General features: G+C 69.9%; 22 protein-coding genes and 1 pseudogene. 10 read left to right on the top strand and 13 right to left on the bottom strand.

Going from position 1 to position 19,408, the window contains the following annotated elements:
* Positions 1-4 precede the first annotated feature (4 nt).
* A pseudogene (locus tag ACIBG8_RS04065) lies at positions 5-577 on the bottom strand (VC0807 family protein); the annotation flags it as partial.
* Positions 578-768: 191 nt separating this feature from the next.
* Here ACIBG8_RS04065 and ACIBG8_RS04060 point away from each other — a divergent pair.
* Together ACIBG8_RS04060 and ACIBG8_RS04055 are read left to right on the top strand one after the other, a co-directional pair.
* Positions 769-1,074, top strand: a complete 306-nt coding sequence (locus tag ACIBG8_RS04060; RefSeq protein ID WP_397341004.1) for a hypothetical protein — start codon at positions 769-771, stop codon at positions 1,072-1,074.
* Positions 1,075-1,151: 77 nt separating this feature from the next.
* Positions 1,152-1,775 carry a glyoxalase gene (locus tag ACIBG8_RS04055; RefSeq protein ID WP_397341003.1) on the top strand — a complete coding sequence of 208 codons (624 nt, stop codon included), beginning with the start codon at positions 1,152-1,154 and terminating at the stop codon, positions 1,773-1,775.
* On the opposite strand, the gene ACIBG8_RS04050 is transcribed toward ACIBG8_RS04055, so the two are convergent.
* Genes ACIBG8_RS04050 through ACIBG8_RS04040 form a run of 3 tightly spaced genes read right to left on the bottom strand, consistent with a single transcriptional unit; the run spans position 1,761 to position 4,653 of the window.
* The gene (locus ACIBG8_RS04050) at positions 1,761-2,666 is read right to left on the bottom strand and encodes an LCP family protein (RefSeq protein ID WP_397341002.1); all 906 of its coding nucleotides are present in this window, start codon (positions 2,664-2,666) and stop codon (positions 1,761-1,763) included. The two genes, ACIBG8_RS04055 and ACIBG8_RS04050, sit on opposite strands and share 15 nt — an antisense overlap.
* Positions 2,666-3,622, bottom strand: coding sequence for a GDP-mannose 4,6-dehydratase (locus ACIBG8_RS04045; RefSeq protein WP_397341001.1), 957 nt, complete (start codon positions 3,620-3,622; stop codon positions 2,666-2,668). Before ACIBG8_RS04045 ends, ACIBG8_RS04050 begins: the two co-directional genes overlap by 1 nt.
* Entirely contained in the window at positions 3,619-4,653 is a 1,035-nt protein-coding gene (locus ACIBG8_RS04040; RefSeq protein ID WP_397341000.1) for a UDP-N-acetylglucosamine--N-acetylmuramyl-(pentapeptide) pyrophosphoryl-undecaprenol N-acetylglucosamine transferase, read from the bottom strand. The genes ACIBG8_RS04045 and ACIBG8_RS04040 overlap by 4 nt, the downstream gene beginning before the upstream one ends.
* Before the next feature lie 68 nt (positions 4,654-4,721).
* Here ACIBG8_RS04040 and ACIBG8_RS04035 point away from each other — a divergent pair, with 68 nt between their 5' ends.
* Positions 4,722-5,387 carry a response regulator transcription factor gene (locus ACIBG8_RS04035; protein WP_397340999.1) on the top strand — a complete coding sequence of 222 codons (666 nt, stop codon included), beginning with the start codon at positions 4,722-4,724 and terminating at the stop codon, positions 5,385-5,387.
* Positions 5,377-6,708 carry an ATP-binding protein gene (locus ACIBG8_RS04030; protein WP_397340997.1) on the top strand — a complete coding sequence of 444 codons (1,332 nt, stop codon included), beginning with the start codon at positions 5,377-5,379 and terminating at the stop codon, positions 6,706-6,708. The genes ACIBG8_RS04035 and ACIBG8_RS04030 overlap by 11 nt, the downstream gene beginning before the upstream one ends.
* Here the strand turns inward: ACIBG8_RS04030 and ACIBG8_RS04025 are convergent.
* The 5 genes from ACIBG8_RS04025 to ACIBG8_RS04005 all read right to left on the bottom strand — a co-directional run bounded on the left by ACIBG8_RS04025 (position 6,666) and on the right by ACIBG8_RS04005 (position 8,978).
* Positions 6,666-7,100, bottom strand: a complete 435-nt coding sequence (locus ACIBG8_RS04025; RefSeq protein ID WP_397340996.1) for a YdeI/OmpD-associated family protein — start codon at positions 7,098-7,100, stop codon at positions 6,666-6,668. The genes ACIBG8_RS04030 and ACIBG8_RS04025 overlap by 43 nt on opposite strands.
* 70 nt (positions 7,101-7,170) lie before the next feature.
* Positions 7,171-7,584: a VOC family protein gene (locus ACIBG8_RS04020; protein ID WP_397340995.1), complete on the bottom strand. Its 414-nt coding sequence runs from the start codon at positions 7,582-7,584 to the stop codon at positions 7,171-7,173.
* A gap of 93 nt (positions 7,585-7,677) precedes the next feature.
* Positions 7,678-7,968, bottom strand: a complete 291-nt coding sequence (locus tag ACIBG8_RS04015; protein WP_397340994.1) for a hypothetical protein — start codon at positions 7,966-7,968, stop codon at positions 7,678-7,680.
* 13 nt (positions 7,969-7,981) lie between these two features.
* Positions 7,982-8,434: a carboxymuconolactone decarboxylase family protein gene (locus tag ACIBG8_RS04010; RefSeq protein ID WP_397340993.1), complete on the bottom strand. Its 453-nt coding sequence runs from the start codon at positions 8,432-8,434 to the stop codon at positions 7,982-7,984.
* An 85-nt stretch (positions 8,435-8,519) separates the two neighbouring features.
* Positions 8,520-8,978, bottom strand: coding sequence for a MarR family winged helix-turn-helix transcriptional regulator (locus tag ACIBG8_RS04005; RefSeq protein ID WP_397340992.1), 459 nt, complete (start codon positions 8,976-8,978; stop codon positions 8,520-8,522).
* Positions 8,979-9,064: 86 nt separating this feature from the next.
* On the opposite strand from ACIBG8_RS04005, the gene ACIBG8_RS04000 reads away from it, so the two are divergent.
* Positions 9,065-9,886 carry an SDR family oxidoreductase gene (locus ACIBG8_RS04000; RefSeq protein ID WP_397340991.1) on the top strand — a complete coding sequence of 274 codons (822 nt, stop codon included), beginning with the start codon at positions 9,065-9,067 and terminating at the stop codon, positions 9,884-9,886.
* 43 nt (positions 9,887-9,929) lie between these two features.
* On the top strand, positions 9,930-11,336 hold the full coding sequence (locus ACIBG8_RS03995; protein ID WP_397340989.1) for a hypothetical protein: 1,407 nt from the start codon (positions 9,930-9,932) through the stop codon (positions 11,334-11,336).
* Here the strand turns inward: ACIBG8_RS03995 and ACIBG8_RS03990 are convergent.
* Both ACIBG8_RS03990 and ACIBG8_RS03985 read right to left on the bottom strand, forming a co-directional pair.
* Positions 11,278-11,718: a winged helix-turn-helix transcriptional regulator gene (locus ACIBG8_RS03990; RefSeq protein ID WP_397340988.1), complete on the bottom strand. Its 441-nt coding sequence runs from the start codon at positions 11,716-11,718 to the stop codon at positions 11,278-11,280. The two genes, ACIBG8_RS03995 and ACIBG8_RS03990, sit on opposite strands and share 59 nt — an antisense overlap.
* Before the next feature lie 10 nt (positions 11,719-11,728).
* Complete coding sequence (locus ACIBG8_RS03985) at positions 11,729-12,625, bottom strand: MBL fold metallo-hydrolase (RefSeq protein ID WP_397340986.1); 897 nt, start codon at positions 12,623-12,625, stop codon at positions 11,729-11,731.
* An 88-nt stretch (positions 12,626-12,713) separates the two neighbouring features.
* On the opposite strand from ACIBG8_RS03985, the gene ACIBG8_RS03980 reads away from it, so the two are divergent.
* The 4 genes from ACIBG8_RS03980 to ACIBG8_RS03965 all read left to right on the top strand — a co-directional run bounded on the left by ACIBG8_RS03980 (position 12,714) and on the right by ACIBG8_RS03965 (position 14,501).
* Positions 12,714-13,124, top strand: coding sequence for a hypothetical protein (locus tag ACIBG8_RS03980; RefSeq protein ID WP_397340985.1), 411 nt, complete (start codon positions 12,714-12,716; stop codon positions 13,122-13,124).
* 93 nt (positions 13,125-13,217) lie between these two features.
* Positions 13,218-13,439, top strand: coding sequence for a hypothetical protein (locus ACIBG8_RS03975; protein ID WP_397340984.1), 222 nt, complete (start codon positions 13,218-13,220; stop codon positions 13,437-13,439).
* A gap of 70 nt (positions 13,440-13,509) precedes the next feature.
* Positions 13,510-14,130: a TetR/AcrR family transcriptional regulator gene (locus ACIBG8_RS03970; RefSeq protein ID WP_397340983.1), complete on the top strand. Its 621-nt coding sequence runs from the start codon at positions 13,510-13,512 to the stop codon at positions 14,128-14,130.
* Positions 14,127-14,501 (top strand): VOC family protein, encoded by a 375-nt coding sequence (locus ACIBG8_RS03965; RefSeq protein ID WP_397340982.1) that lies wholly within the window; start codon positions 14,127-14,129, stop codon positions 14,499-14,501. Before ACIBG8_RS03970 ends, ACIBG8_RS03965 begins: the two co-directional genes overlap by 4 nt.
* A 12-nt stretch (positions 14,502-14,513) precedes the next feature.
* On the opposite strand, the gene ACIBG8_RS03960 is transcribed toward ACIBG8_RS03965, so the two are convergent.
* Both ACIBG8_RS03960 and ACIBG8_RS03955 read right to left on the bottom strand, forming a co-directional pair.
* The gene (locus ACIBG8_RS03960; protein WP_397340981.1) at positions 14,514-16,508 is read right to left on the bottom strand and encodes a hypothetical protein; all 1,995 of its coding nucleotides are present in this window, start codon (positions 16,506-16,508) and stop codon (positions 14,514-14,516) included.
* Between the two features lie 129 nt (positions 16,509-16,637).
* Positions 16,638-19,388, bottom strand: a complete 2,751-nt coding sequence (locus ACIBG8_RS03955; RefSeq protein ID WP_397340980.1) for an immune inhibitor A domain-containing protein — start codon at positions 19,386-19,388, stop codon at positions 16,638-16,640.
* Positions 19,389-19,408 lie beyond the last annotated feature (20 nt).

The raw sequence follows: 19,408 nt of genomic DNA, 5'->3' as shown, positions 1-19,408 counted from the left end.
CCAGCAGGTAGACCTCGATCGGCTGGCCCAGCAGCAGCCAGACACCCACGCTGGTGTTGACCAGGAGAACCAGCGCCCACACCACGGTCAGCCGCGCGAAGCACCGCTGGACCCGCTCCTGCCGGACGATGGACGCGGGCAGCCCGACGTAGTCGAGGATCAGCTTGCCCACCAGCGGCCTGCGCAGCCGTACGGACACCAGGAACGCGACGCTGACGCAGACGGTGCCCAGCTCGGGCTGCAGGAAGTAGACGATCGCGCTGCCGCTCCACAGCGCCAGCGCGGACCTGGCGGTGATCGCGAGCATGGCGAGAACCATGGTGCCGGAGATCGTCCTGCGCCACAGCAGCCTGACGGCGGCATTGCCGTACACCCAGGCCAGCACCGCCGCCAGCGCACCGTTCAGCCCGAAGAGGGTCAGCGCGGCGTAGAACACCGCCAGAGGCACGATCACGCCTTCGAGCAGCCGGGGAACGGCCTGTGACACCAGCGTCCTGACGCTCGGAAACGACACTCGCAGCGGATCTCCGTCGATCGGGCGGGCGGCGCTGTCGACACTGACCTGGACGGCTGTCATGGCGTTTCCAGTCAACATCGCCCATGAAAATGCGGAAACCGGCGTTCCCAGCAAGGCTTATCGATTCGGCTCACAACAGCTCGGGCGCAGGGTCTTATCGTGCGCTTAACGTCGCGGCAGGCCGCTCTTAGGGATCACTGCGGCATTCTCTGGGTTGTCGGAAGAAACACCGGAAACCGGGGGTAACCGAAATGCGCAAGATCATCGCCACCGCCCTGCTCGCCGCGACCGCCTTCGGCGGCACCGTGCTCGCCACCACCACCGCCGCCCAGGCCAGCACCACCGTCCTCGCCAGCGACGTCGTCCAGCCCGCCGGTCAGTCCTACTCCGGTACGGTCGCCACCAACGGCGCCCCCATCAAGGCCGCCCCCGCCAAGGCGTCCGACACCATCGACTGGCTGCCCTACGGCACCCAGGTCACCGGCACCGTCCAGGGCAGCTGGCTCGCCCTCAACGGCGGCGGCTACGTCTACCTGGGCCGCCTGGCCGCCAACTGACCCCGCCCAAAAGCGCACAACACATCGATCAGGAATCGAGAAGCGGGCCCATCCCGGGCGCACCTACCGTGAACACCATGGCCTACCTGGAATTCGTCACCCTAGAGGTGCCCGACCCCGCGGACGCGGAACGCTTCTACGCCGCCGCCTTCGGCCTCGACGACCGGCTGCGCCTGCAGTTCTCGGACGCGCCCACCTCGGGCTTCCGCGGCTTCGCCCTGTCGCTCGTCGTCGCCCAGCCCTCCACCGTCGACAGCCTCTACAGCACCGCCATAGAGGCCGGCGCCAAGCCGCTGAAACCGGTCGCGAAGTCCCTGTGGGGCTACGGCGGCGTCGTGCAGGCCCCGGACGGCGCGATCTGGACGCTCGCGAGCTCGTCGAAGAAGGACACCGGCCCGGCGACACGCGAGATCGACGAGGTGGTGCTGCAGCTGGGCGCGCACGACGTGCCCGCGAGCAAGCGGTTCTACGTCGAGCACGGATTCGAGGTGACGAAGAGCTACGGACGCAAGTACGTCGAGTTCTCGCCCCCGTCGTGTCCCGTCTCGCTGTCGCTCTACACCCGCAAGGCCCTGGCCAAGGTCGCCGGACTGCCGCCGGCGGGCAGCGGGTCGCACCGGCTGGTCATCGGCGGTGACACCAAGCCCTTCACCGATCCGGACGGCTTCGTGTGGGTGAACCACGACCTAGGGACGCAGTGACCTCCACAGGGACGCCGCCGAGGGGGCGAAGCGGACCCAGGCCGCCGGGTTGCCCGGGTCGGGCTCCAGCGGCGGCGTTGCGAACCTGACACGCGACAGATCCACGTCGCGCAGGTCCATCGCGAGCCTGAGCCGCGCGGCCGGAGTGTCGAGGCCCGGGTCGGTGACGATGGCCGCGCTCGCCGTCTTGGCCAGGGTGAGGACGGCCTCCGGCCCGAGGGTCTTCACCCGCTTGAGGAACGCCCGCAGGAAGCTCTGCTGCCGCCGGATCCGCCGCAGGTCGCTCTGGTCAGCGCCGACGTGGCGCAGCCGAAGGTAGGCGACGGCGTCGCGCCCCTTGAGTAACTGCCTGCCCGGCTTGAGACCGTCCGCGTCCTTGGCGGGGATGCCCGCGGGTACGGTCACCGGGACGCCGCCCACCGCGGTGGCCAGGTCGGCGGCCGAGGCGAAGTCGAGCACGGCGAAATGGTCGACGCGCAGCCCGGTCACCCTCTCCACGGTGGCGACCGTGCAGGTGGGGCCGCCGTAGGCGAAGGACCAGTTGAGCGGCGACCGAGCGGGGCCACAGGCCGGGCGGGCGACGACGGCGTCGCGCGGCAGGCTGACGGCGATCGCGGAACGGTGGCCGTAAGGGATGTGCAGCAGGACGGTCGTGTCGGAACGCGGGGTCTGCACCTTGCCGCCGCCGAGGGCGCGGTTGCCGTGGGCGCGGGTGTCGCTGCCCATGATGAGGATGTTCATGGCGTCGGGGTCGGGCGCGGGCCGCGGGCCGGTGGGCATCGCGACGGTCCTGATCTGAGCGGCCATGTCCGCGTATTGAGTGACGACCGCGGCCAGGCCGGTCAGCAGCACCGCGCCCAGCACGATCCACAACGTCAGGCGGCGGTTCATCAGACCTGGTACCCGGTGCCGAGTCCCTGCGCGGCCACCCACGCGGAGGTACGCACCAGCCCCTCGCGCAGGGGCACCCGCGGTGACCAGCCCATCAGCGCCTGCGCCTTGCTCGAATCGCTCAGCAGCCGATGCACCTCGCTGCCCGCCGGCCGTACCCGCTCGGCCCGCGCGGGCGCCACGGTCGCCGACGACCCGGTGATCTCGATGAGCAGCTCGGCCAGGTCGCCGATGGAGATCTCCCGGCCCGAGCCGACGTTGACCACCTCGCCGACCGTCTTGTCGGCGCGGGCCGCCGCGAGGAAGCCGCGCGCGGTGTCCTCGGCGAAGGTGAAGTCGCGGGTGGGGGTGAGCGCGCCCAGCTCGATCTCGGTGGCACCCGCGTGGAGCTGCGCCAGGATCGCCGGGATGACCGCGCGGGCGGACTGGCGCGGGCCGTACACGTTGAAGGGGCGCACCACCGCGACGGGCAGTCCGAAGGCGTGCCAGTACGACAGCGCCATCATGTCGGCGCCGATCTTGGAGGCCGAGTACGGCGACTGCGGCTGGATCGGGTGCTCCTCGGTGATGGGGACGAATCTGGCGGTGCCGTACACCTCGGAGGTCGAGGTGTGGACCAGGCGCGACACCCCCGCGCGCAGGCAGGCCTGGGCGACGTTGTGGGTGCCTGTCACGTTGGTCTGCACGTAGGACTCGGGCGCCCGGTAGCTGTAGGGGATGCCGATCAGCGCGGCCAGGTGGAACACGGTGTCGCAGCCGTTGACCGCGTCCATGACCAGTCCGGCGTCGCGCACGTCGCCCGCGACCACCTCGACGTCCTTGCCCGCCAGGTTGCCCCTGTCGCCGTAGGGCTTGTAGTGGGCGAGCGCCCGCACCTCGACGCCCTCGGCCAGGAGCGTGTCCACCAGCGTGCTTCCGACGAAGCCCTCCGCGCCGGTCACCAGTGCCTTCTTCATCGGGTCAGCTCCAAGGTCCAGGCGGCCAGCTCGGCGGCGGCTCGCAGGTGAGGGTGTGCGGGGTCGAAGGCTCGGCGCGGTCCGAGCCTGCCGAGCGCCAGCTCCAGCGCCGCGCCCGACAGCTCGCCGTCGGGCAGCACCACCGAGCCGTCCAGGGCGCGGGCGTTGCGGGTCTGGTGGTCGTGGGGCGCGTGCGGGTAGGGCACGAGTACGGCGGGCGTGCCGTGCACCGCCAGCTCGGCGACCGTGGCGGAGCCTGAGCGGCACACCAGCGCGTCGGCCGCGGCGTAGACGAGGTCCATGTCGGGGAAGTACGGCACCGCCCACGCGTTGCCCCCGCCGGGCAGCCGTTCGCCGAGCAGCTCGACGCCCTCGGTGCCCGCCTTGATGACGATCCGCACGTCGTCGCGGTCGCGCCAGCGGTGCGCCAGCTCGACGGCGGCGGCGTTGAGCCGTACCGCCCCGGCACTGCCGCCGTTGACGACGATCAGCCTCGCGTGGTCCGGCACGCCGAGCTCTGCGCGGGCGAACGCGCGCGGCAACTGGCGTACGGCGCGCATCGGCATGCCGACCACCCGGCCGGTCATCCCTGCCGACGGCATGGCCAGCGCCACGTTCCCGGTGAGCCTGGCGGAGAAGCGGTTGGCGCGGCCGGGCACCGCGTTGGACTCGTGGATGAGCGCGGGCACCCCGGCCAGGCGGGCGCCGGCGATCAGCGGGGCGCTGGCGTACCCGCCCATGCCGACGACTGCGCGGGCGCCCGTGCGCCGGATCAGCGCGCGGCACTGGGCGGCCGCGCGCGCCAGGGCGAACGGGAACCGGGCCGCCTCCGAGCGGATCATCGGCACCATGTCCACCAGGTGGAGGGGGAAGCCGGTGATGAGGCGGCTCTCCATGCCGCGTGCCGTACCGACGAAGGAGATCCCCGCGTCGGGGTCGGCCTCGCGCAGCGCCGCGGCGAGCGCCAGGCCCGGGTAGATGTGACCGCCCGTGCCGCCCGCGGCGATCATGACCTTCAGGTTCGCAACCATGACGGTCATGGTCGTGAGCTGGACTAAGAGAAATCTAAGAGCTCTGGCGGGCGGGTAGCCTCGGGCGAATGCGCGTGCTGGTGGTTGAGGACGACGGGGAAGTCGGCGAGGCGGTCGCCACCGCTCTCGAGCTGGACGGCCACGACACGGAGCGGGCGGGCGACGGGCGCGCGGGGCTGGCGGCCGTCCGTGACTTCGAGCCGGACGCGATCGTCACCGACGTGCTGATGCCGGTGCTCGACGGGCTGGCGATGTGCCGGGAGCTGCGGGCGAGCGGCGACCGGGTGCCGATCCTCATCCTGACCGCACGCGACGCCGTCGCCGATCGGGTCGACGGGCTCGACGCGGGGGCGGACGACTACCTGGTCAAGCCGTTCGAGGTGGAGGAGCTGCTCGCGCGGGTGCGGGCCCTGCTGCGCCGCGCCTACCCCGAGACGCCGCCCGAGCTGCGGCTGGGCGACCTGGTGGTGGACGTCGCGAGCCGGACGGGCAGGCGCGGCGGGCGGAGCGTGGACTTCACCCGCACCGAGTTCGCGCTGCTTGAGCTCCTGCTGGCCAACGCCGGTCAGGTGCTCCCCCGCGAGCTGATCGTGGACCGGGTGTGGGGTTACGACCTGGATCCCGCCACCAACGTGCTGGAGGTGTACATCGGCTATCTGCGGCGCAAGCTGGGCGAGCCGAAGCTGGTCCACACCGTGCGCGGGGTCGGATACGTGATGCGCGATGCCGATTAGGGCCCGGCTGGCGGTGGTCGCCGCGCTGGCCGTCGCGCTGGTGGTGGTGGCGGTGACCCTCGCGACGTTCCTGGTCGTGGAGCGCGAGCTGTACCGGGAGGTGGACCTCAGCCTCGTGCGGGCGGCGACGCGGGCGCAGCTGGAGGTGAAGGCCGACGGGGCGCCGGTGGAGCGGGAGTGCGCCTACCTGTCCTCGCCGGGGTGCGCGCAGCTGATCTCGCGCGACGGGCGGGTGGCCGATTCCGCGCTGCCCGCCGTACCGGAAGCCGCTCGTCAGGTGGCCAGGGGCGAGCACGACGCGCGCTTCGTCGACGGCGCCTACCTCGGCAACCCCATGCGGGCCTACGTCGCTCCGGTCGAGGGCGGTGGCGCGATCATGGTGAGCATGCGGGCCGACAGCGCCCACCGGGGCGAGGCCAGGGTCCGTACGGCGCTGCTGGTGCTGGGCGGCGGCGGGATCCTCGCCGCCGCGGCCATCGGCTACGTGGTGGCGCGCACCGGGTTGCGTCCGCTCACCCGGCTCACCGCGATGGCCGAGACCATCGCCGCCACCGGCGACCCCTCGCACCGGATGCGGGAGGGCGGCCGTGACGAGGTGGGCCGGCTGTCGGCGACGTTCAACACCATGCTCGGCGCGCTGGAACGATCGATCACCGCGCAGCGGCGCCTGGTCGCCGACGCCTCCCACGAGCTGCGCACGCCGTTGACGGCGCTGCGCGCCAACATCGGCCTGCTCGGCCGCGACGACCTGCCCGCCGCGTACCGGGCCAAGCTCACCGCCGCGCTGCGCAACCAGGCTGCGGAGATGACCGGGCTGGTCAACGACCTGATCGAGCTCGCCCGCGGCGAGGAGGAGACGGCCGAGGAGGAGCAGGTCTGGCTGGAGGCGCTGGTCGCCGACTGCGTGGCCCGCGCCCGGCGCAACTGGCCGCAGGTGAGCTTCACGGTCTCGCTGGAGTCGGTACGGATCACCGGGGTGCCCTCGCGGCTGGCACGGGCGGTGAACAACCTGCTCGACAACGCGGCCAAGTTCGGCGACGGGCGGGTGGAGGTGGCGCTGCGGCCGGGCTGGGAGCTCACCGTGCGCGACCACGGGCCTGGCATCGCCGAGCAGGACCTGCCGCACGTGTTCGACCGCTTCTACCGTTCACGGCAGGCGCGCACCATGCAGGGGTCCGGGCTGGGGCTGGCCATCGTCCAGCAGGTCGCCCACGCCCACGGCGCCTCGGTGTCCGCCGTCCGGGCGGCGGGCGGCGGTACCTTGTTCCGGCTTGCCGTTCAGCCCCGCAGGGAGGAGATGGCCTTCTCGATCCGCCGCTGACGCGTCTCGGGCTTCTTCGCGCTCTCGATCGCACGCACGTGCTCGCGCCTGTGGCTGTAGGCGAGGCCGTCGTACGCGGCGCGGGCGGCCGGGTCGGCGTCCAGGGCGCGGGTGAAGTCCTCCGGCTCGACGACGACGCGCGGTTCCGTGTCGAGTTCCAGGTCGACCTCGACCTCCTCGCCGATCTCGACACCGGCGGCCTGCCGGTTGGCGATGCTGAGGCCGAGCAGGTGGCGGCCGCGCATGAGAGCGATCCGGCTCTTCCAGGAGTGCCCGTTGACGGTGATCGTCACCGGCGGCCGCACTCCCCCGCCGAGCGCTTCAACCACTTCCGGGGGAACTTCCAGGCCGCGCATGGGCTCTGGGGGCTCGACGTGGGTACGGAACTTCATGGTCTTCTCCTGGTCGGTCTGCCGGTTCACTGCGGCCGTCCGGGACGGCTGTCCCGGACGGCTGTCGCGGTTACTCCGCGTAGGGCTGGTCGGTTCCCTCGGTGCTGAACCCGAGGCTCCAGATGTAGCCGTCGGGGTCGGCGAAGGTGCCGCCGTACCCGCCCCACGGCAAGGCGCCGGCGGGCTTGAGGATCGTGGCGCCCGCCTTCTCGGCCTCCGCCATGACCTCGTCGACCCGGGCCTCGCTGCGGACGACGTAGGTCAGGACCACTCCGCTGAAGCCGCTGCCTTCCTGGTCGGTGCCCACCAGGTTGGCCAGGCCCTTGCGACCGTAGAAGCCCACGGGCGAGGCGCCGTCGGACTCGAAGAACACCGAGATGCCGAAGTCACTCTTGATCTTCCAGCCGAGCCCTTCGATGTAGAACTGCTTGGCCCGGTCAAGGTCGCGGACGCCAAGAAGGATCGAGCTGACGTGTGCCTTCATGTCTTACTCCATACGAATGAGTGGTTATGTAGCGAAAGGGTAGTTGTGTACCCATTGCTCCGACGAAGCAGCTGCCGGAAATGTGAGGCGAGGTCAGCGCTCGTCGACGACCTCACCGAACTGCGCGGTGGCGTCCTTGGTGAGTGCCATGGTCAGCGGCGCTTCGGGGAAGGTGGGGATGGCGGCCAGGGCGGCGCCGAGCTCCTCGGCGCTCTCCCAGTGCCAGGTGTCGGTGTAGGTGCCGTCAGCGAGCTGGATCAGTACGGCGTGCGTGAGGCCGGGGTGGCCCTCGCGGACCGTGGCGATCAGCGAGGCGCGGCGGGCGAGGAACTCCTCCAGGTCGGATTCGGCCACGGAGTAGGCGTGCGTACGGACGACCGACATGGCTGTGGTCCCCTTACCAGGTTCCGGCGATCTGGCGGATGGGGGCGTTCAGGCGGTTGAACAGGTTCGTGGTGGCCGTGATCAGCAGGATCGAGGCCAGCTGCTGCTCGTCGAAGTGGTCGGCGGCGTTGTCCCAGACCCGGTCGGTGACCCCGGCGGGGTTGTCGGCCAGGCGGGTGGCCTCCTCGGCCAGTTCCAGGGCGGCGCGCTCGGCGTCGGTGTAGTACGGCGTCTCGCGCCAGGCGACGACCAGGCCGATGCGCTCGTCGCTCTCCCCCAGCTTGCGCAGAGCCTTGTACCCGGCATCGACGCAGAAGCCGCAACCGTTGATCTGGCTGACCCGCAGGTGGATCATCTCGGCCAGCTCGTGGGACAACCCACCGGACTGAGCAGCCTTCATCAGCTCCATGATCGGCTTCTGCGCGGCGGAGATGACCTTGGCGGGGTTCTTCATGCGGGCTTCCATCGTGTTTTCCTCCGTGTCGGCTGGTGTGAGATGAGCTTCTCCGCCACGGTTGATATTTCGGCGATGCGCGCACGATGCGCGCGTTTCACCTGGTCAGGCGTTCAGCCTGCGCGCGTCCCACCTCTGCGGCGCGGTGCAGGTATTCGACGATCACCGCCAGATCGTGGTCGGTGAAGCCTTCCAGCGCCTGGCGGAACGCCGCCGCAGGTTCGGCCCACGCCCTGCCGATCCTGGCGTTCGCGTCGGGGGCCAGCGCGACGAGCGTGCGCCTGCGGTCCTCGCCGTCGGCCTGCCGTACCACCAGACCGGCCTTCTCCAGGCGGTCGACCAGCCGGGTGGCCGAGCCGTGCGTCAGGCCGGTGAGCGTGGCGATCGTGCCGGTGGTCACCGGGCCGGGTTCGAGGTCGAGCAGGGAGATGCACTGCAGGTCGGTGGGGTGCAGGCCCAGGTTGTCGGCCATCGCCTGGTTGAACAGCGCGTACGCGGCGTAGTGGCGCTGGCTCTCGGTGACGAGCTGGTTGAGCAGGTCCGCTCGGGTTGACATCGCGCCTCCCCCTCTCTCATTATGTGCGTGACGCAAATGTTGCGTCACGCACGCTTCTATCGTACCAACGTCAGGACATCCTTGCCATGACCATCCTTGTCACCGGTGGCCGGGGCTCCGTCGCCCGGAGCCTCGTTCCCCTCCTGCGCGAGCAGGGTCTGCAGGTCCGCGTCGGCTCCAGCGCGCCGGAGGGCGCCGACGCCGTCCGTTGCGACCTCACCGACCCCACCACCTTCCCCGCCGCCCTGGACGGCGTCGCCTCGGTCTTCCTGTACGCCGAGCCGTCCCACGTCGGCGCGTTCGTCACCGAGGCCGTCAACGCAGGCGTGCGGCACATCGTGCTCCTGTCCTCGGCCGCGGTGTTCTTCGAGAAGGCAGACGAGAGCCCGCTGGCCAAGTCTCACCTGGACGTGGAGCGGGCGCTGATCGGCTCGCCGATCCAGGCCACGCTGCTGCGCCCCGGCACCTTCTGCGGCAACGCGCTGGCCTGGTCGTGGGCGATCAAGTCGGGCGAACCGATCAGCCTGCCCTTCCCCGGCGCCCACTGCGACCCGATCCACGAGGCCGACCTGGCCGCGTGCGCCGCCGCCGTCCTCACCGACCCGGCACTGGCCGGGAGGCCGTACACGCTCACCGGGCCGCAGTCGCTGACCTTCACCGAGCAGATCGGCATCCTGGGCCGGGCGATCGGGCGGGAGATCGCCGTCAAGCCGGTCACCCGCGAGGAGTGGAAGGCGCAGATGGCCGGCCACGTCCGCGGCGACTTCGCCGACGCGCTGCTCGACTGGTGGCAGTCGTGCGACGGCGTACCGGCCACGCTCACCGGCACCGTCGAGGAGCTGACCGGCCGGCCCGCACGGACTTTCGAGAGCTGGGCCCGCGAGCACGCCGGCAGCTTCACCCGCTGATCTAATCCCGGCAGGGTATTGACCCTGCCGGGATCCTTGATCCATGTCCAGGTTGTCAGGAATCTCGCTCGCTCTCGTCATAACGCTCGCCGCCGTCGCCGTGCCCGCCGAGGCCGCGAGCAACGCCGTGCGAGTGGATCTTTCGCGCAGCATGGGGGCTTTCCCCTTCTCCCCCGGGCGCCAGTTGAGCAGCATCCCGAAGAGCTGGAGGTACGGCACGGCCGCGAACGCCGCCCTCGACCGGCTCGATCTCGACCAGGTCCGGGTGTGGCTGAAGTTCGGCGACGCGCCGGAAAAGTCTTACGACTACCTGGCGGCCTACGCCACGCGCTCGAAGAGCCTGCTGGTCAACTGGCAGTCCAGCTACTCCCCTCTCGTCACGGGCGGCTCGTTCACCGAGGCGGAGCTGTTCACCGCCCAGCGCGACACGATGGCCGACTACAAGCGGCGCTTCCCCTCCATCGAATGGCTGGAGTCGGAGAACGAGGTGCCGAGCATCGCCGACTACTACCCGATGTACAGGTTCACCTACCGGGTGGTGAACGCGGTCAACGCGATGGGACTGCCTGGCCCGAAGATCAAGATCGGCGGGCCGACGACCGACATCTTCTCGACGCGGCGCATCGGCCAGTTCCTCGATCTGTACGCCGCCGACCAGGACCCGCACAAACGGCTCGACTTCATCTCCTACCACCAGTACCTGATCGACACCTCGGGCGACCCCGCGAAATGGACGGACACGAAGGAGAACCCGGCCGCCATCGCCACCGAGCGGACCCAGCTGAACGCGATGCTCGCCCAGCGCGGCCTCAGCCCCCTGCCCGCCCTGGTCAGCGAGACCGGCATCTTCCCCAGGGACCGGCAGACCTCCCTGGGGCTGCCGGCCGACCTCCGCATCCAGGCCGCCGCCCTGGCCTCGATGCACTACTACTACCTGGGCCAGCCCCAGGTCACCCCGTTCCACTGGACGGTCGACCACCCGGAGAACGACAGGAAGGACCTGTTCGAGGACACCGCGACCGGGGCCGCCCTGCCGTACTACAACACGATGCTGATGCAGTCGATGCTGCCGAAGACCAGATACGCGGCGGCCTCCGACGCGCTCAGCGCGCAGGGCCTCGGCGTGTACGGCCTGGCCGGCGCGGAACCCGGCAGGGTGGCGGTGATGACGTGGAACTACCAGTGGACGCACCAGACCACCTACCAGTCCAAGATCGTCCTGACGAACTTCCCCAGCGAGTTCAGGACGTCCAACGTCCTCGTGACCCGCTACAAGATCGGCAGCGGCGCGCTCGCTCCCGTCGAACAGTTCGTCATCGGACCGCGCACGGACGGCTCCTACACGAGCCAGACTCTGGAGCTGCAACCCAACGAGCTGCGGCTGCTCGTGCTCACTCCGACGACGAAGCCCGCAGGTCGTGGTTCAGCCGGGCCTGGTTCACTTCGTTGATGTGGCGCTCGGCCCAGTCCCTGACGGCCGCCAGCGGCTCGTCCAGGGTCAGTCCCAGCTCGGTGAGCTGGTACTCGACCTTGGGCGGCACGCTCGAATGCACGGTACGGCTGACCAGGCCGTCACGTTCCAGGCTGCGCAGGGTCTGGGTGAGCATCTTCTCGCTGATCCCCTCGATGGCCGCGCGCAGCTCGCTGAAGCGTTTGGTCCCCGTCGACAGCGAGCCCACGATGAGCGCCGTCCACTTGTCGGCGATGCGGTCGAGCGCCGCGCGCGACGGGCAGGGTGCGCTGTAGACGTCGGCGGGCCTTCCGTCGGGCAACCAGGCCAGCACCTGCCCTGGGGTGCCTGGGCGGGGACGGCGGGTGCGGGGAGGAGCCATGCCCAGAACGCTAGCCGACGGGAAGCAGGCTGGCCCACGCGCGCCGGGCGGCCGGGGGCAGCACGCGGCCGAAGACGTTCCCCGCGAAGTGGCCTCCGGCCAGCATGGTCCTGCCGTCCTCCAGCTCCTTGAGCACTCGCTCGCGGGTGCCGGTCGCCTGGGCCGGGTCGGCGTCGAAGGCGAAGCTCCAGTGGGTCTCGGTCACCTGGACCTGGCAGTGCATCACGTCGCCGAGGATCACCAGCCTCCGGTCGTCGGCGCCGCTGGGGTCGGTGACGACCAGGCTGCTGTGCCCGGGGGTGTGCCCTGGCGTGGCCAGGACGTGGACGCCGGGGGCGATCTCCTCGCCGTCGGCGGCGAACCCGATCACGTCGGCGAGCGGGGCGCGCACGGCGGCGGGGTCGGGGCCGACGAGGTCCTCCGTGCCCGCCCAGTGACGCCATTCCGCCTCGGTCACCAGGTGGCGGGCTTGGGCGAAGGTCAGTCCTTCGACGATCTGCCCCGGGCGGGCGTTCGGTGCCGGTGCGACGTTGGTGGTCCAGCCGACGTGGTCGTGGTGGAGGTGGGTGTAGAAGACGGTGTCGACGTCGGCGGGGGTGAGGTCCTCGGCGGCGAGGGAGTCGAGGAGGGCGCCGCCCTTGAACGTGGCCACGTCGGGGATGGCGAAGTCGACGGCGCCGAGACCGAGGTCGACGAGGAGGGTACGGCCTGCCGTACGGATGAGGAAGGATCCGACGCTGACGGGGAAACGGCCCTGGGCGTCGAGGTAGGGGGCGTGGGTGGACCAGCCGTCGGGTGAGCTGGCGGGGAACAGGACGGCGGGGTTGAGCCAGCCGTGGCCGTCGGGGAGGAACGTGACCGTCGTGTCGCCGAGGGCGAGCTGGGCGCGGGGCGCGGGATTGACCATGGACTAACTATCGGAGAGTGACTCTCCAGCGGGAAGTACGCACTTGCAAGTGCGCCCCCTATGCTGCCGGACATGATCCTTCGCCCGGGTGTTGAACACGCTGGCCACGCTGGTGGGGCCGACGATTCTCTACGCCGGGGTGATCGCGGGCGTGCTCGAAGGCGTGGAGATCCCCGACATGGTCGCGGGGGTCGGGATGATCATGATCTGGGCGGCGAGTCTCTTCCTGGCCGTACGAGCCTGGCGGCTGGCGATCGTCTGCCTGCCCGACCGCATCGTGATCCGGGGGTACCTGCGGTCACGTTCCGTGCCGATCTCGCGGATCGTCAAGATCACCGATGCCGCGTGGCCGGAGCTGCGCTGGGAGGGCAGGACGGCGGGGTTCCGCTCGATGTACCTGACACCGCTGATCATCCCCAGCTGGTCTCTCCCTATCGTCAAGAAACACGTGCTGGAGTGCCGTACGCGCCTGGAGGAGTGGATCGGCTCGCACGGGTAGGACGTGGAGGGATCCGCTGGTAGCGCTCCACACCACGGTTCTGGTCCTGCTCTTCGGCAGCGTCACGGAGAGGGTCCGCTGACACCGCGACTGGTGGGCGTCTTCACCACCGAGAACGGCGGCGTCGGGACGAAGGCGTGGGCCACCGGGAAGGCAGACAAGGGCTTCAACGCCCTCGCCGAGCTCATCGACGACCCGACCACGGCACAGGGGCAGTATCCGTCCTCCGCCGCCTGCTACGAGATGGTCATGGGGCTTCTTGAAAGGTACGGCGAAAGGCGGGGCTGCTTCTTCACCACCGTCACCTATGGGTGATCCAGCGGATTGAAGTGAGTACTCACTCCGCTCTTGACGGAGTGAGTACTCACTCCGTACCGTTGGCCGCATGACAGAGACACCAGAGCGCCGGAGAGCGCCGGGCATGAGCCCCGACCAACGCCGGGCGATGATCGTCGCCGCGGCACTCCCGCTGGTCGCCGAGCACGGCGCCGCCATCACCACCAGTCAGGTCGCCCGCGCGGCGGGCATCGGCGAGGCCACCATCTTCCGGGTCTTCACCGACAAGGACGAGCTGCTGGGCGCCTGCGTGATCGAGGCGATGAACCCCGACCACGTGCTGCGCGAGCTGGCCTCGATCCCCCTCGGCGAACCGCTGGCGGACCGGCTCGTCCAGGCGGCCGAGGCCCTGCGCGCCCACCTGGAGCGCATGGGCACGGTGATCGGCGCCCTGCACGCCTCCGGCCTCCGCCGCGACCGGTCACGCGGAGACCGGCCCTCGCCGGGCAGCCGGGAATCCTCGATGAAGGCCACACACGAGGCGGTGACCGAACTGATCGAGCCCGACCGTGCGACCCTGCGACTGGAGCCGGGAAAGCTCGCCTCGATCTTCCTGGGAACCCTGTCCATGGGCCGCCACCCCATGACGGGCGAAGCGGACGTGGCGCTACCGGACCTGATCGACATCCTGCTACATGGAGCTCTGCGCGCCCCCGGGAGCACCGCATGACCATCACCCTGAACCACACCATCGTCCCAGCCCTGGACAACCGGCAGGCGGCCCACTTCTTCGCCACAATCATGGGCCTCGAGGAGCTCCCGCCCGCCGGCCGTACCGGGAACTTCGCGCCGGTGCGGGTGAACGCGCAGCTGACCCTCGACTTCATGACGGTGGAACAGCCCGCCGCCCTGCACCTGGGCTTCGACGTGGACCCGGACACCTTCGACCAGATCCTGGCCCGGCTGCGGGAGAACGGCGTGCCTTTCGGCAACCATCCCGCTCACCCCGACAACGGCCGGATCGACCACCCGCTGTGCCCGCGCGGCCTGTTCTTCGTCGACGAGGTACGCAACCTGTACGAGCTCATGTCCCCGGCGTGACCATCGGCGAGATCAGCGTACGTCGACGTAGTCCACGCGGCTGGTGGCGGAGGTGTACGCGCCGGTCCCGCCGTACACCACCTTCCAGTAGCCGTCCCGTTTGGCCACGAACCGGCCGCCGAACGTGCCCGAACCGGCGGTCGTCACGCTGGCCAGCCGTACGTATGACGAGGAACCCGTCCTGCGGAAGAGGACGTCGACCCGAGCCCCGCCGAGCGCCCCGTACGTGGTCCCGCTCGCGGTCACCGCCTGCAGGGTGCCGGTCACGCTGAGCCCGGCTCCCCGGCGTACCGGCTCAGGGGCGGCATTGAAGGTGCTCAACCGGCTGGCACGCTTCACGGTGACGGTGAACGCCTTGGCCTGACCGGGCACCCCACTGGTGTCGTAGGCGGTCGCCGCGCAGGCCAGTGCGCCTGACGGGGTGGTCACGGGGAGACTCGCGGTGGTTCTGTAGGTCCCGCTCGCCACCCGAGCCAGGGTGAAGGCGGAGGCGCCGCAGGTGACGCGGACCTTGCCGACGGAGCCCGCCGTCTTGACCGTGATCGTCGACTTCGCCGATCCGGGGACGACGGTCACCGCGGTCGCCGTGGCGGAGCCGATCTTCGCCTGGGACGCCGCGACGACCGTGACCGGCAGCGTCCTGGTGACCGTCCGCTGGTTCACGTCGGTGAACGACATCGTGACCGTGTGCTCCCCCGGCCCGAAGGTCGTCCAGGAGCCCTCGTAGCGGCCCCGCTTCGCGTCGCCGTCCACGCGCTCGATCTCCGCCACACCGACATTGGTGATCTGCACCGCGGCGCTCTCCAGGCCCTTGGGGCTGGAGACCACGGCCTGGTAGGTGACCTTCTGCCCGACCGCGGCCCTGGCCGGGTTCACCTGGGCGGAGATGATCTGCGGTGCCGTGCTCGGGACCACCGCCACCTGGAAGGGGACCTCGGCGGACAACTGCCCGTAGTGGTCGCGTGCACGGGCGGTCAGGGCCAGTTGCCCCAGGGGCGCGTCCGCCGGGAGCGTCAGCTCGCCCGAGTAGGTGCCCTGCGGGCCGTAGGACAGCGTGGTGAGCAGCCTGTCACCCTGATGGACAGGAACTTCCAGCAAGTTGTAGTGCGCATCAGTGGTGGCGGTTGCCTGAAGCGTCACCTTGCCGCCAGGTTCTGCGGTGGGCGAGAGCGCAGTGACGCTCGTCAGAACGGGCGGATTCGCGGGCCAGATCGTGACCGGCGCATCTCGCCGGACGACCGTCCCGTTGTTGTCGGTCGCGGTGACGGTGAGCGTCGCGGAGGTCTTCTCCGCCACCTTGTGCACGGGGAACGAGCCCTCATACATGGCCAGGACGCTGTGCTGCAGCGGATGGGCGGTTCCGTCCAGGCTCAAGGTCACTTCCTTGAGGCCGAGCCCGCTGTAGGTGGAGACGCTGACCTGGGCGTTCCCCAGCTGGCCGCCGTCCAGGTCCTTGGGGTTGATCCAATTGATCACCGGAGGGGCGTCGGGATTGGGGGTGATGAAGAAGTCCAGCGTGGCGACGGTGACCCGCTTGCCTGCCGCGTCGCGGGCGGTGAGCGTCGCCTTGGCCGTGGTCGGGGCCTGGACGGCGGGTGCCGTACTCCTCCAGCGCAGCTGACCGGCCACCCTGGTCATGCTGACGCTTTTGCTGCCATAGGCGTACTGGACGAGCGGACCCAGCAGAGAGGCGTCGGACGGCGAGACGGCGATCTCGAAGCGCTCCCCGCTCTTGGGCGAGCCGGATGAGAGCGACAGTTCGACCGCGGTCGTCGGCGTGGGCGAAGGCTCTGGCGTGGGGTCGGCAGACGGCGAGACCGTGGGCTCCACGGTGGGTTCGCCGGAGGAAGGCTCCTCGCTCGGCTGGTCGGCTGGCTCATCCGATGCGGCCCCCTCCGGGACGGTGACCTCGGGGGATGATGCGGGTATGGGCTCGGCGAGTGCCACCGTGCCGGGGAACACAACCCCCAGGGTGACCATGGCCGCGACGATCAGCGAGCGCAACAACGTTCCTATCTACCTCAAAACGGTCAAAGCGCCCTTAATGTATCTTTATCTTCACATAACTCTCGCCAGTCTCTCCCTGGAACGGACAGGGCCGCCGCGACACCGTCGCGGCGGCCCACACGTTTGGAGCTACTTCTTGGGCGGTGTCACGTAGACGAGCGCGCCCAGGTTGCCGGGAAGCGGGGTGATCAGGTCGAACTTGATCCCCAGCGCCTTGCCCTCGTCACCGGGGTTGCCGGTACCCAGGACGTGCCCGTTGGCGATGACCTGCCCGTAGGCCTCGGTCGCCGGCGTGCCGTCGGCGTGGACGACGCGGGTGCTGTAACGCTGGTCGTCCTTGGACGGGACGACCACGGACGCCTCGGAATCCCTGTAGTACAGACTCCCGTTGACCAACTCCAGGCCCGGGTACCAGGTCTTGGCGTCGGTGAAGCTGGAGACGCCGCGCAGACCGGCGAAGTCGGTGCAGTAAGCGCTGAACGGCTCGTTCGGCGCCTCCAGGCACTCCTTGAACGGATACGTCTTGTTGAAGGAGAACGCGGCGTTGGAGGTCTGCACGCGGCTGTCGAGGTTCTTCGCCCTCGACGGGTCCTTCGTGGCCGCCTCACCGGTACGGCGCAGCGGGTCGTAGTGCGAGTCGACGACCAGCAGGCTGCCCTTGGAGCCGAGGCTCGGCGGCAACCCCAGGTAGGACCTGGCGGCGTTGTTGGCGTAGGTCGAGTCGCGGTACCAGACCAGCAGGCCGGGCGCGTTGTACTTGATGCGCTGGACCTTCCAGGCGCCCTCGCGGTTGTAGTCGGTGTCGTAGGTGTACTGCAGGCCCTTGTCGAACCCGTCGAAGTTGCGCCACTCCGCCAGGTAGAACCGGGAGATCTCGCGGTTGCCGTCGTTGATGGTCCAGCCGAGGCCGCCGGTGTTGGTGAAGGAGCCGCCGACGGCGGTCCAGCCGTTGGCGCCGCCCTCGACGTCGTCGCTCCAGACGGTCGTGCCGCCGTTGGTGAGCGCGAAGTCGTCGGCGTGCCAGCCGCGCGGCATGTAGGCGGCGTCGGTGTTGTAGACGAGACGCAGCTTGACGGACTGTCCGGCGAAGGCGTTCAGGCTGACGTAGTCGTGGCGCCAGCCGGGGCTCGTGCCGGTCAGACCGTACTTCTTGTTGCCGAAGGCGTGCAGGTTGCCGTTCGGGTCCGGGTAGCTGTCAGGGGTGCTGACCTCGGTGCCGGCCTCGTCGTAGACCTTCTGCTGGGTCCACGTGGTGCCGCCGTCGGTCGAGACCTCGACGAAGCCGTAGTCCCAGTCCTCTTCGATGTCGTAGTTGTTCCACATCCAGAACCGCAGGTCGGTTCCGGCGGGCACGGTCAGGTCGCGGGTCAGGCGGACGTTGGCCCATTCCTGGTCCATGCCGGACCACCAGGCGTGCGTGCCGCTGTGCGGGTCGAGCATCTTGATCGGGGCGCTGGCCACGTTGACGCGCACGCCGTCCTCGGTGAACTTGGGCGTGCGCGAGGCCTGCCCGATGGTCACCACCTTGGGCTTGTCACCGGGGTTGAAGACCTTCGGGTTCGCCCAGCCGAGCACCCACTTGTCCCACAGGCCCATGTGGACCGGCATCGACTGGAAGATCGGGCCGCTGTGCGATCCGGCCGACATGAGGTCCCAGAAGTCGACGGCCGCGTTGCCCGCGTTGGTGCTGTCGTACAGGTCGGGGAGGCCCAGGTCGTGGCCGTACTCGTGGGCGAACACGCCGACGCCGGCGTCCTCGGGCTGCACGATGTAGTTCGAGATCTTCAGCTGGGTGCCGGGGATCTGGAAGCCGCCGGCCACCGCGCTGGAGTGCGCCCACAGGGCGTAGGTGCCCTGCGCGCCGCCGTCGCTGGACTTGTCCTTGCCGGAGTGGACGAGGACGAGGTGGTCGATGACCCCGTCGGGCTCGGCCGTATTGCCGTCGCCGTCGGCGTCGCCGACGTCCTCCTTGTCGTAGTCGGCCCACGGGAAGCTCGGCTGCGCGGCCGCGAGCGCCTTGACGGCGTCGATCGGGAGCTGCCGGTTGCCGAGCGGGTTGTCGGGGTGCCCGGTCATGTCCTGGTACGGCTGGCCGCACGCGGCTGCGCCGTACCACGCCTCGGAGTGCGGGAGCTTGATCCAGCCCACGGCCGAGCCGGAGACGGAGTAGGCGCCCTTGGACATCTCCTCGTACATGTTCTTCATCGTGTGCTTGGAGATGTCGATGCCGGGCTTGCCGTCGCGCGGGTCGGTCAGGTCGGGCCGCACGCGGGTGGTGATGCCGTTCGTGCTGTAGAGCATCTTGTTGTAGTGCTCGGTGCTGAAGTCGGGCACCCAGAAGGAGTTGTTGTCCTTGTGCGCCAGCGTCGCCGGGTTGGGGATCTGGCTGTGCAGGGGGCCGTTCTTGACGGTGCCCGCGGGCTCCACGACGCAGTCGGTTGGAGCGCTCCGGACGGTGCGCAGGCGGTTGAACCCGGAGAAGTCGTCGTTGGCGTTCTCGTTGAACTCCACCAGGACGGTCAGCAGCTTGGCCGTGGTCGTGGTGGGGGAGTTCTTGAAGATGAAGTCGGCGGGGTTGCGGCCTGTCCTGATGGCCTCGTCCTCGCGCTGGGCCAGGACGCGGGCGGCGACCGGGTTGCCGCTGGTGAACTTGCGCTGGAGCTTCTGCCCCGGCGACAGCGAGCGCGCCTCGTTGCCCGGCAGCGCGGGCTCGTCGGTGCCCGGCCCTTCGATGGGCGCGGAGTAGTTGATGTAGTAGTCGTCGGCGCTCGGCTGGTATTGCGCAGCCGACTGTGCCGGCGACGCCGCCCCGGTGATCCCCAGACCGGCCACCACGAGCGCGGTCGCGGGGACGACGGCTAAGAGGCGTTTCCTTGACATTTACACCCTCCGTTGCCCGG

The organism is Nonomuraea sp. NPDC050556 (genome assembly GCF_044457355.1).
Taxonomy (GTDB): Bacteria; Actinomycetota; Actinomycetes; order Streptosporangiales; family Streptosporangiaceae; genus Nonomuraea.
The sequence above is the reverse complement of the archived record's forward strand: the minus strand, read 5'-3'. Positions and strand labels throughout refer to the sequence as shown.

What these genes read in the sequence shown, in the direction of transcription:
- ACIBG8_RS04020 (WP_397340995.1), bottom strand. Translation starts at nt 7,584, where the DNA reads ATGAAGGCACACGTCAGCTCGATCCTTCTTGGCGTCCGCGACCTTGAC.
- ACIBG8_RS04045 (WP_397341001.1), bottom strand. Translation starts at nt 3,622, where the DNA reads ATGAAGAAGGCACTGGTGACCGGCGCGGAGGGCTTCGTCGGAAGCACG.
- ACIBG8_RS04015 (WP_397340994.1), bottom strand. Translation starts at nt 7,968, where the DNA reads ATGTCGGTCGTCCGTACGCACGCCTACTCCGTGGCCGAATCCGACCTG.
- ACIBG8_RS03985 (WP_397340986.1), bottom strand. Translation starts at nt 12,625, where the DNA reads ATGGTCAATCCCGCGCCCCGCGCCCAGCTCGCCCTCGGCGACACGACG.
- ACIBG8_RS03965 (WP_397340982.1), top strand. Translation starts at nt 14,127, where the DNA reads ATGACCATCACCCTGAACCACACCATCGTCCCAGCCCTGGACAACCGG.
- ACIBG8_RS04060 (WP_397341004.1), top strand. Translation starts at nt 769, where the DNA reads ATGCGCAAGATCATCGCCACCGCCCTGCTCGCCGCGACCGCCTTCGGC.
- ACIBG8_RS04005 (WP_397340992.1), bottom strand. Translation starts at nt 8,978, where the DNA reads ATGTCAACCCGAGCGGACCTGCTCAACCAGCTCGTCACCGAGAGCCAG.
- ACIBG8_RS03955 (WP_397340980.1), bottom strand. Translation starts at nt 19,388, where the DNA reads ATGTCAAGGAAACGCCTCTTAGCCGTCGTCCCCGCGACCGCGCTCGTG.
- ACIBG8_RS04035 (WP_397340999.1), top strand. Translation starts at nt 4,722, where the DNA reads ATGCGCGTGCTGGTGGTTGAGGACGACGGGGAAGTCGGCGAGGCGGTC.
- ACIBG8_RS04050 (WP_397341002.1), bottom strand. Translation starts at nt 2,666, where the DNA reads ATGAACCGCCGCCTGACGTTGTGGATCGTGCTGGGCGCGGTGCTGCTG.
- ACIBG8_RS04000 (WP_397340991.1), top strand. Translation starts at nt 9,065, where the DNA reads ATGACCATCCTTGTCACCGGTGGCCGGGGCTCCGTCGCCCGGAGCCTC.
- ACIBG8_RS04025 (WP_397340996.1), bottom strand. Translation starts at nt 7,100, where the DNA reads ATGAAGTTCCGTACCCACGTCGAGCCCCCAGAGCCCATGCGCGGCCTG.
- ACIBG8_RS03990 (WP_397340988.1), bottom strand. Translation starts at nt 11,718, where the DNA reads ATGGCTCCTCCCCGCACCCGCCGTCCCCGCCCAGGCACCCCAGGGCAG.
- ACIBG8_RS03995 (WP_397340989.1), top strand. Translation starts at nt 9,930, where the DNA reads ATGTCCAGGTTGTCAGGAATCTCGCTCGCTCTCGTCATAACGCTCGCC.
- ACIBG8_RS04030 (WP_397340997.1), top strand. Translation starts at nt 5,377, where the DNA reads ATGCCGATTAGGGCCCGGCTGGCGGTGGTCGCCGCGCTGGCCGTCGCG.
- ACIBG8_RS04040 (WP_397341000.1), bottom strand. Translation starts at nt 4,653, where the DNA reads ATGGTTGCGAACCTGAAGGTCATGATCGCCGCGGGCGGCACGGGCGGT.
- ACIBG8_RS04010 (WP_397340993.1), bottom strand. Translation starts at nt 8,434, where the DNA reads ATGGAAGCCCGCATGAAGAACCCCGCCAAGGTCATCTCCGCCGCGCAG.
- ACIBG8_RS04055 (WP_397341003.1), top strand. Translation starts at nt 1,152, where the DNA reads ATGGCCTACCTGGAATTCGTCACCCTAGAGGTGCCCGACCCCGCGGAC.
- ACIBG8_RS03970 (WP_397340983.1), top strand. Translation starts at nt 13,510, where the DNA reads ATGACAGAGACACCAGAGCGCCGGAGAGCGCCGGGCATGAGCCCCGAC.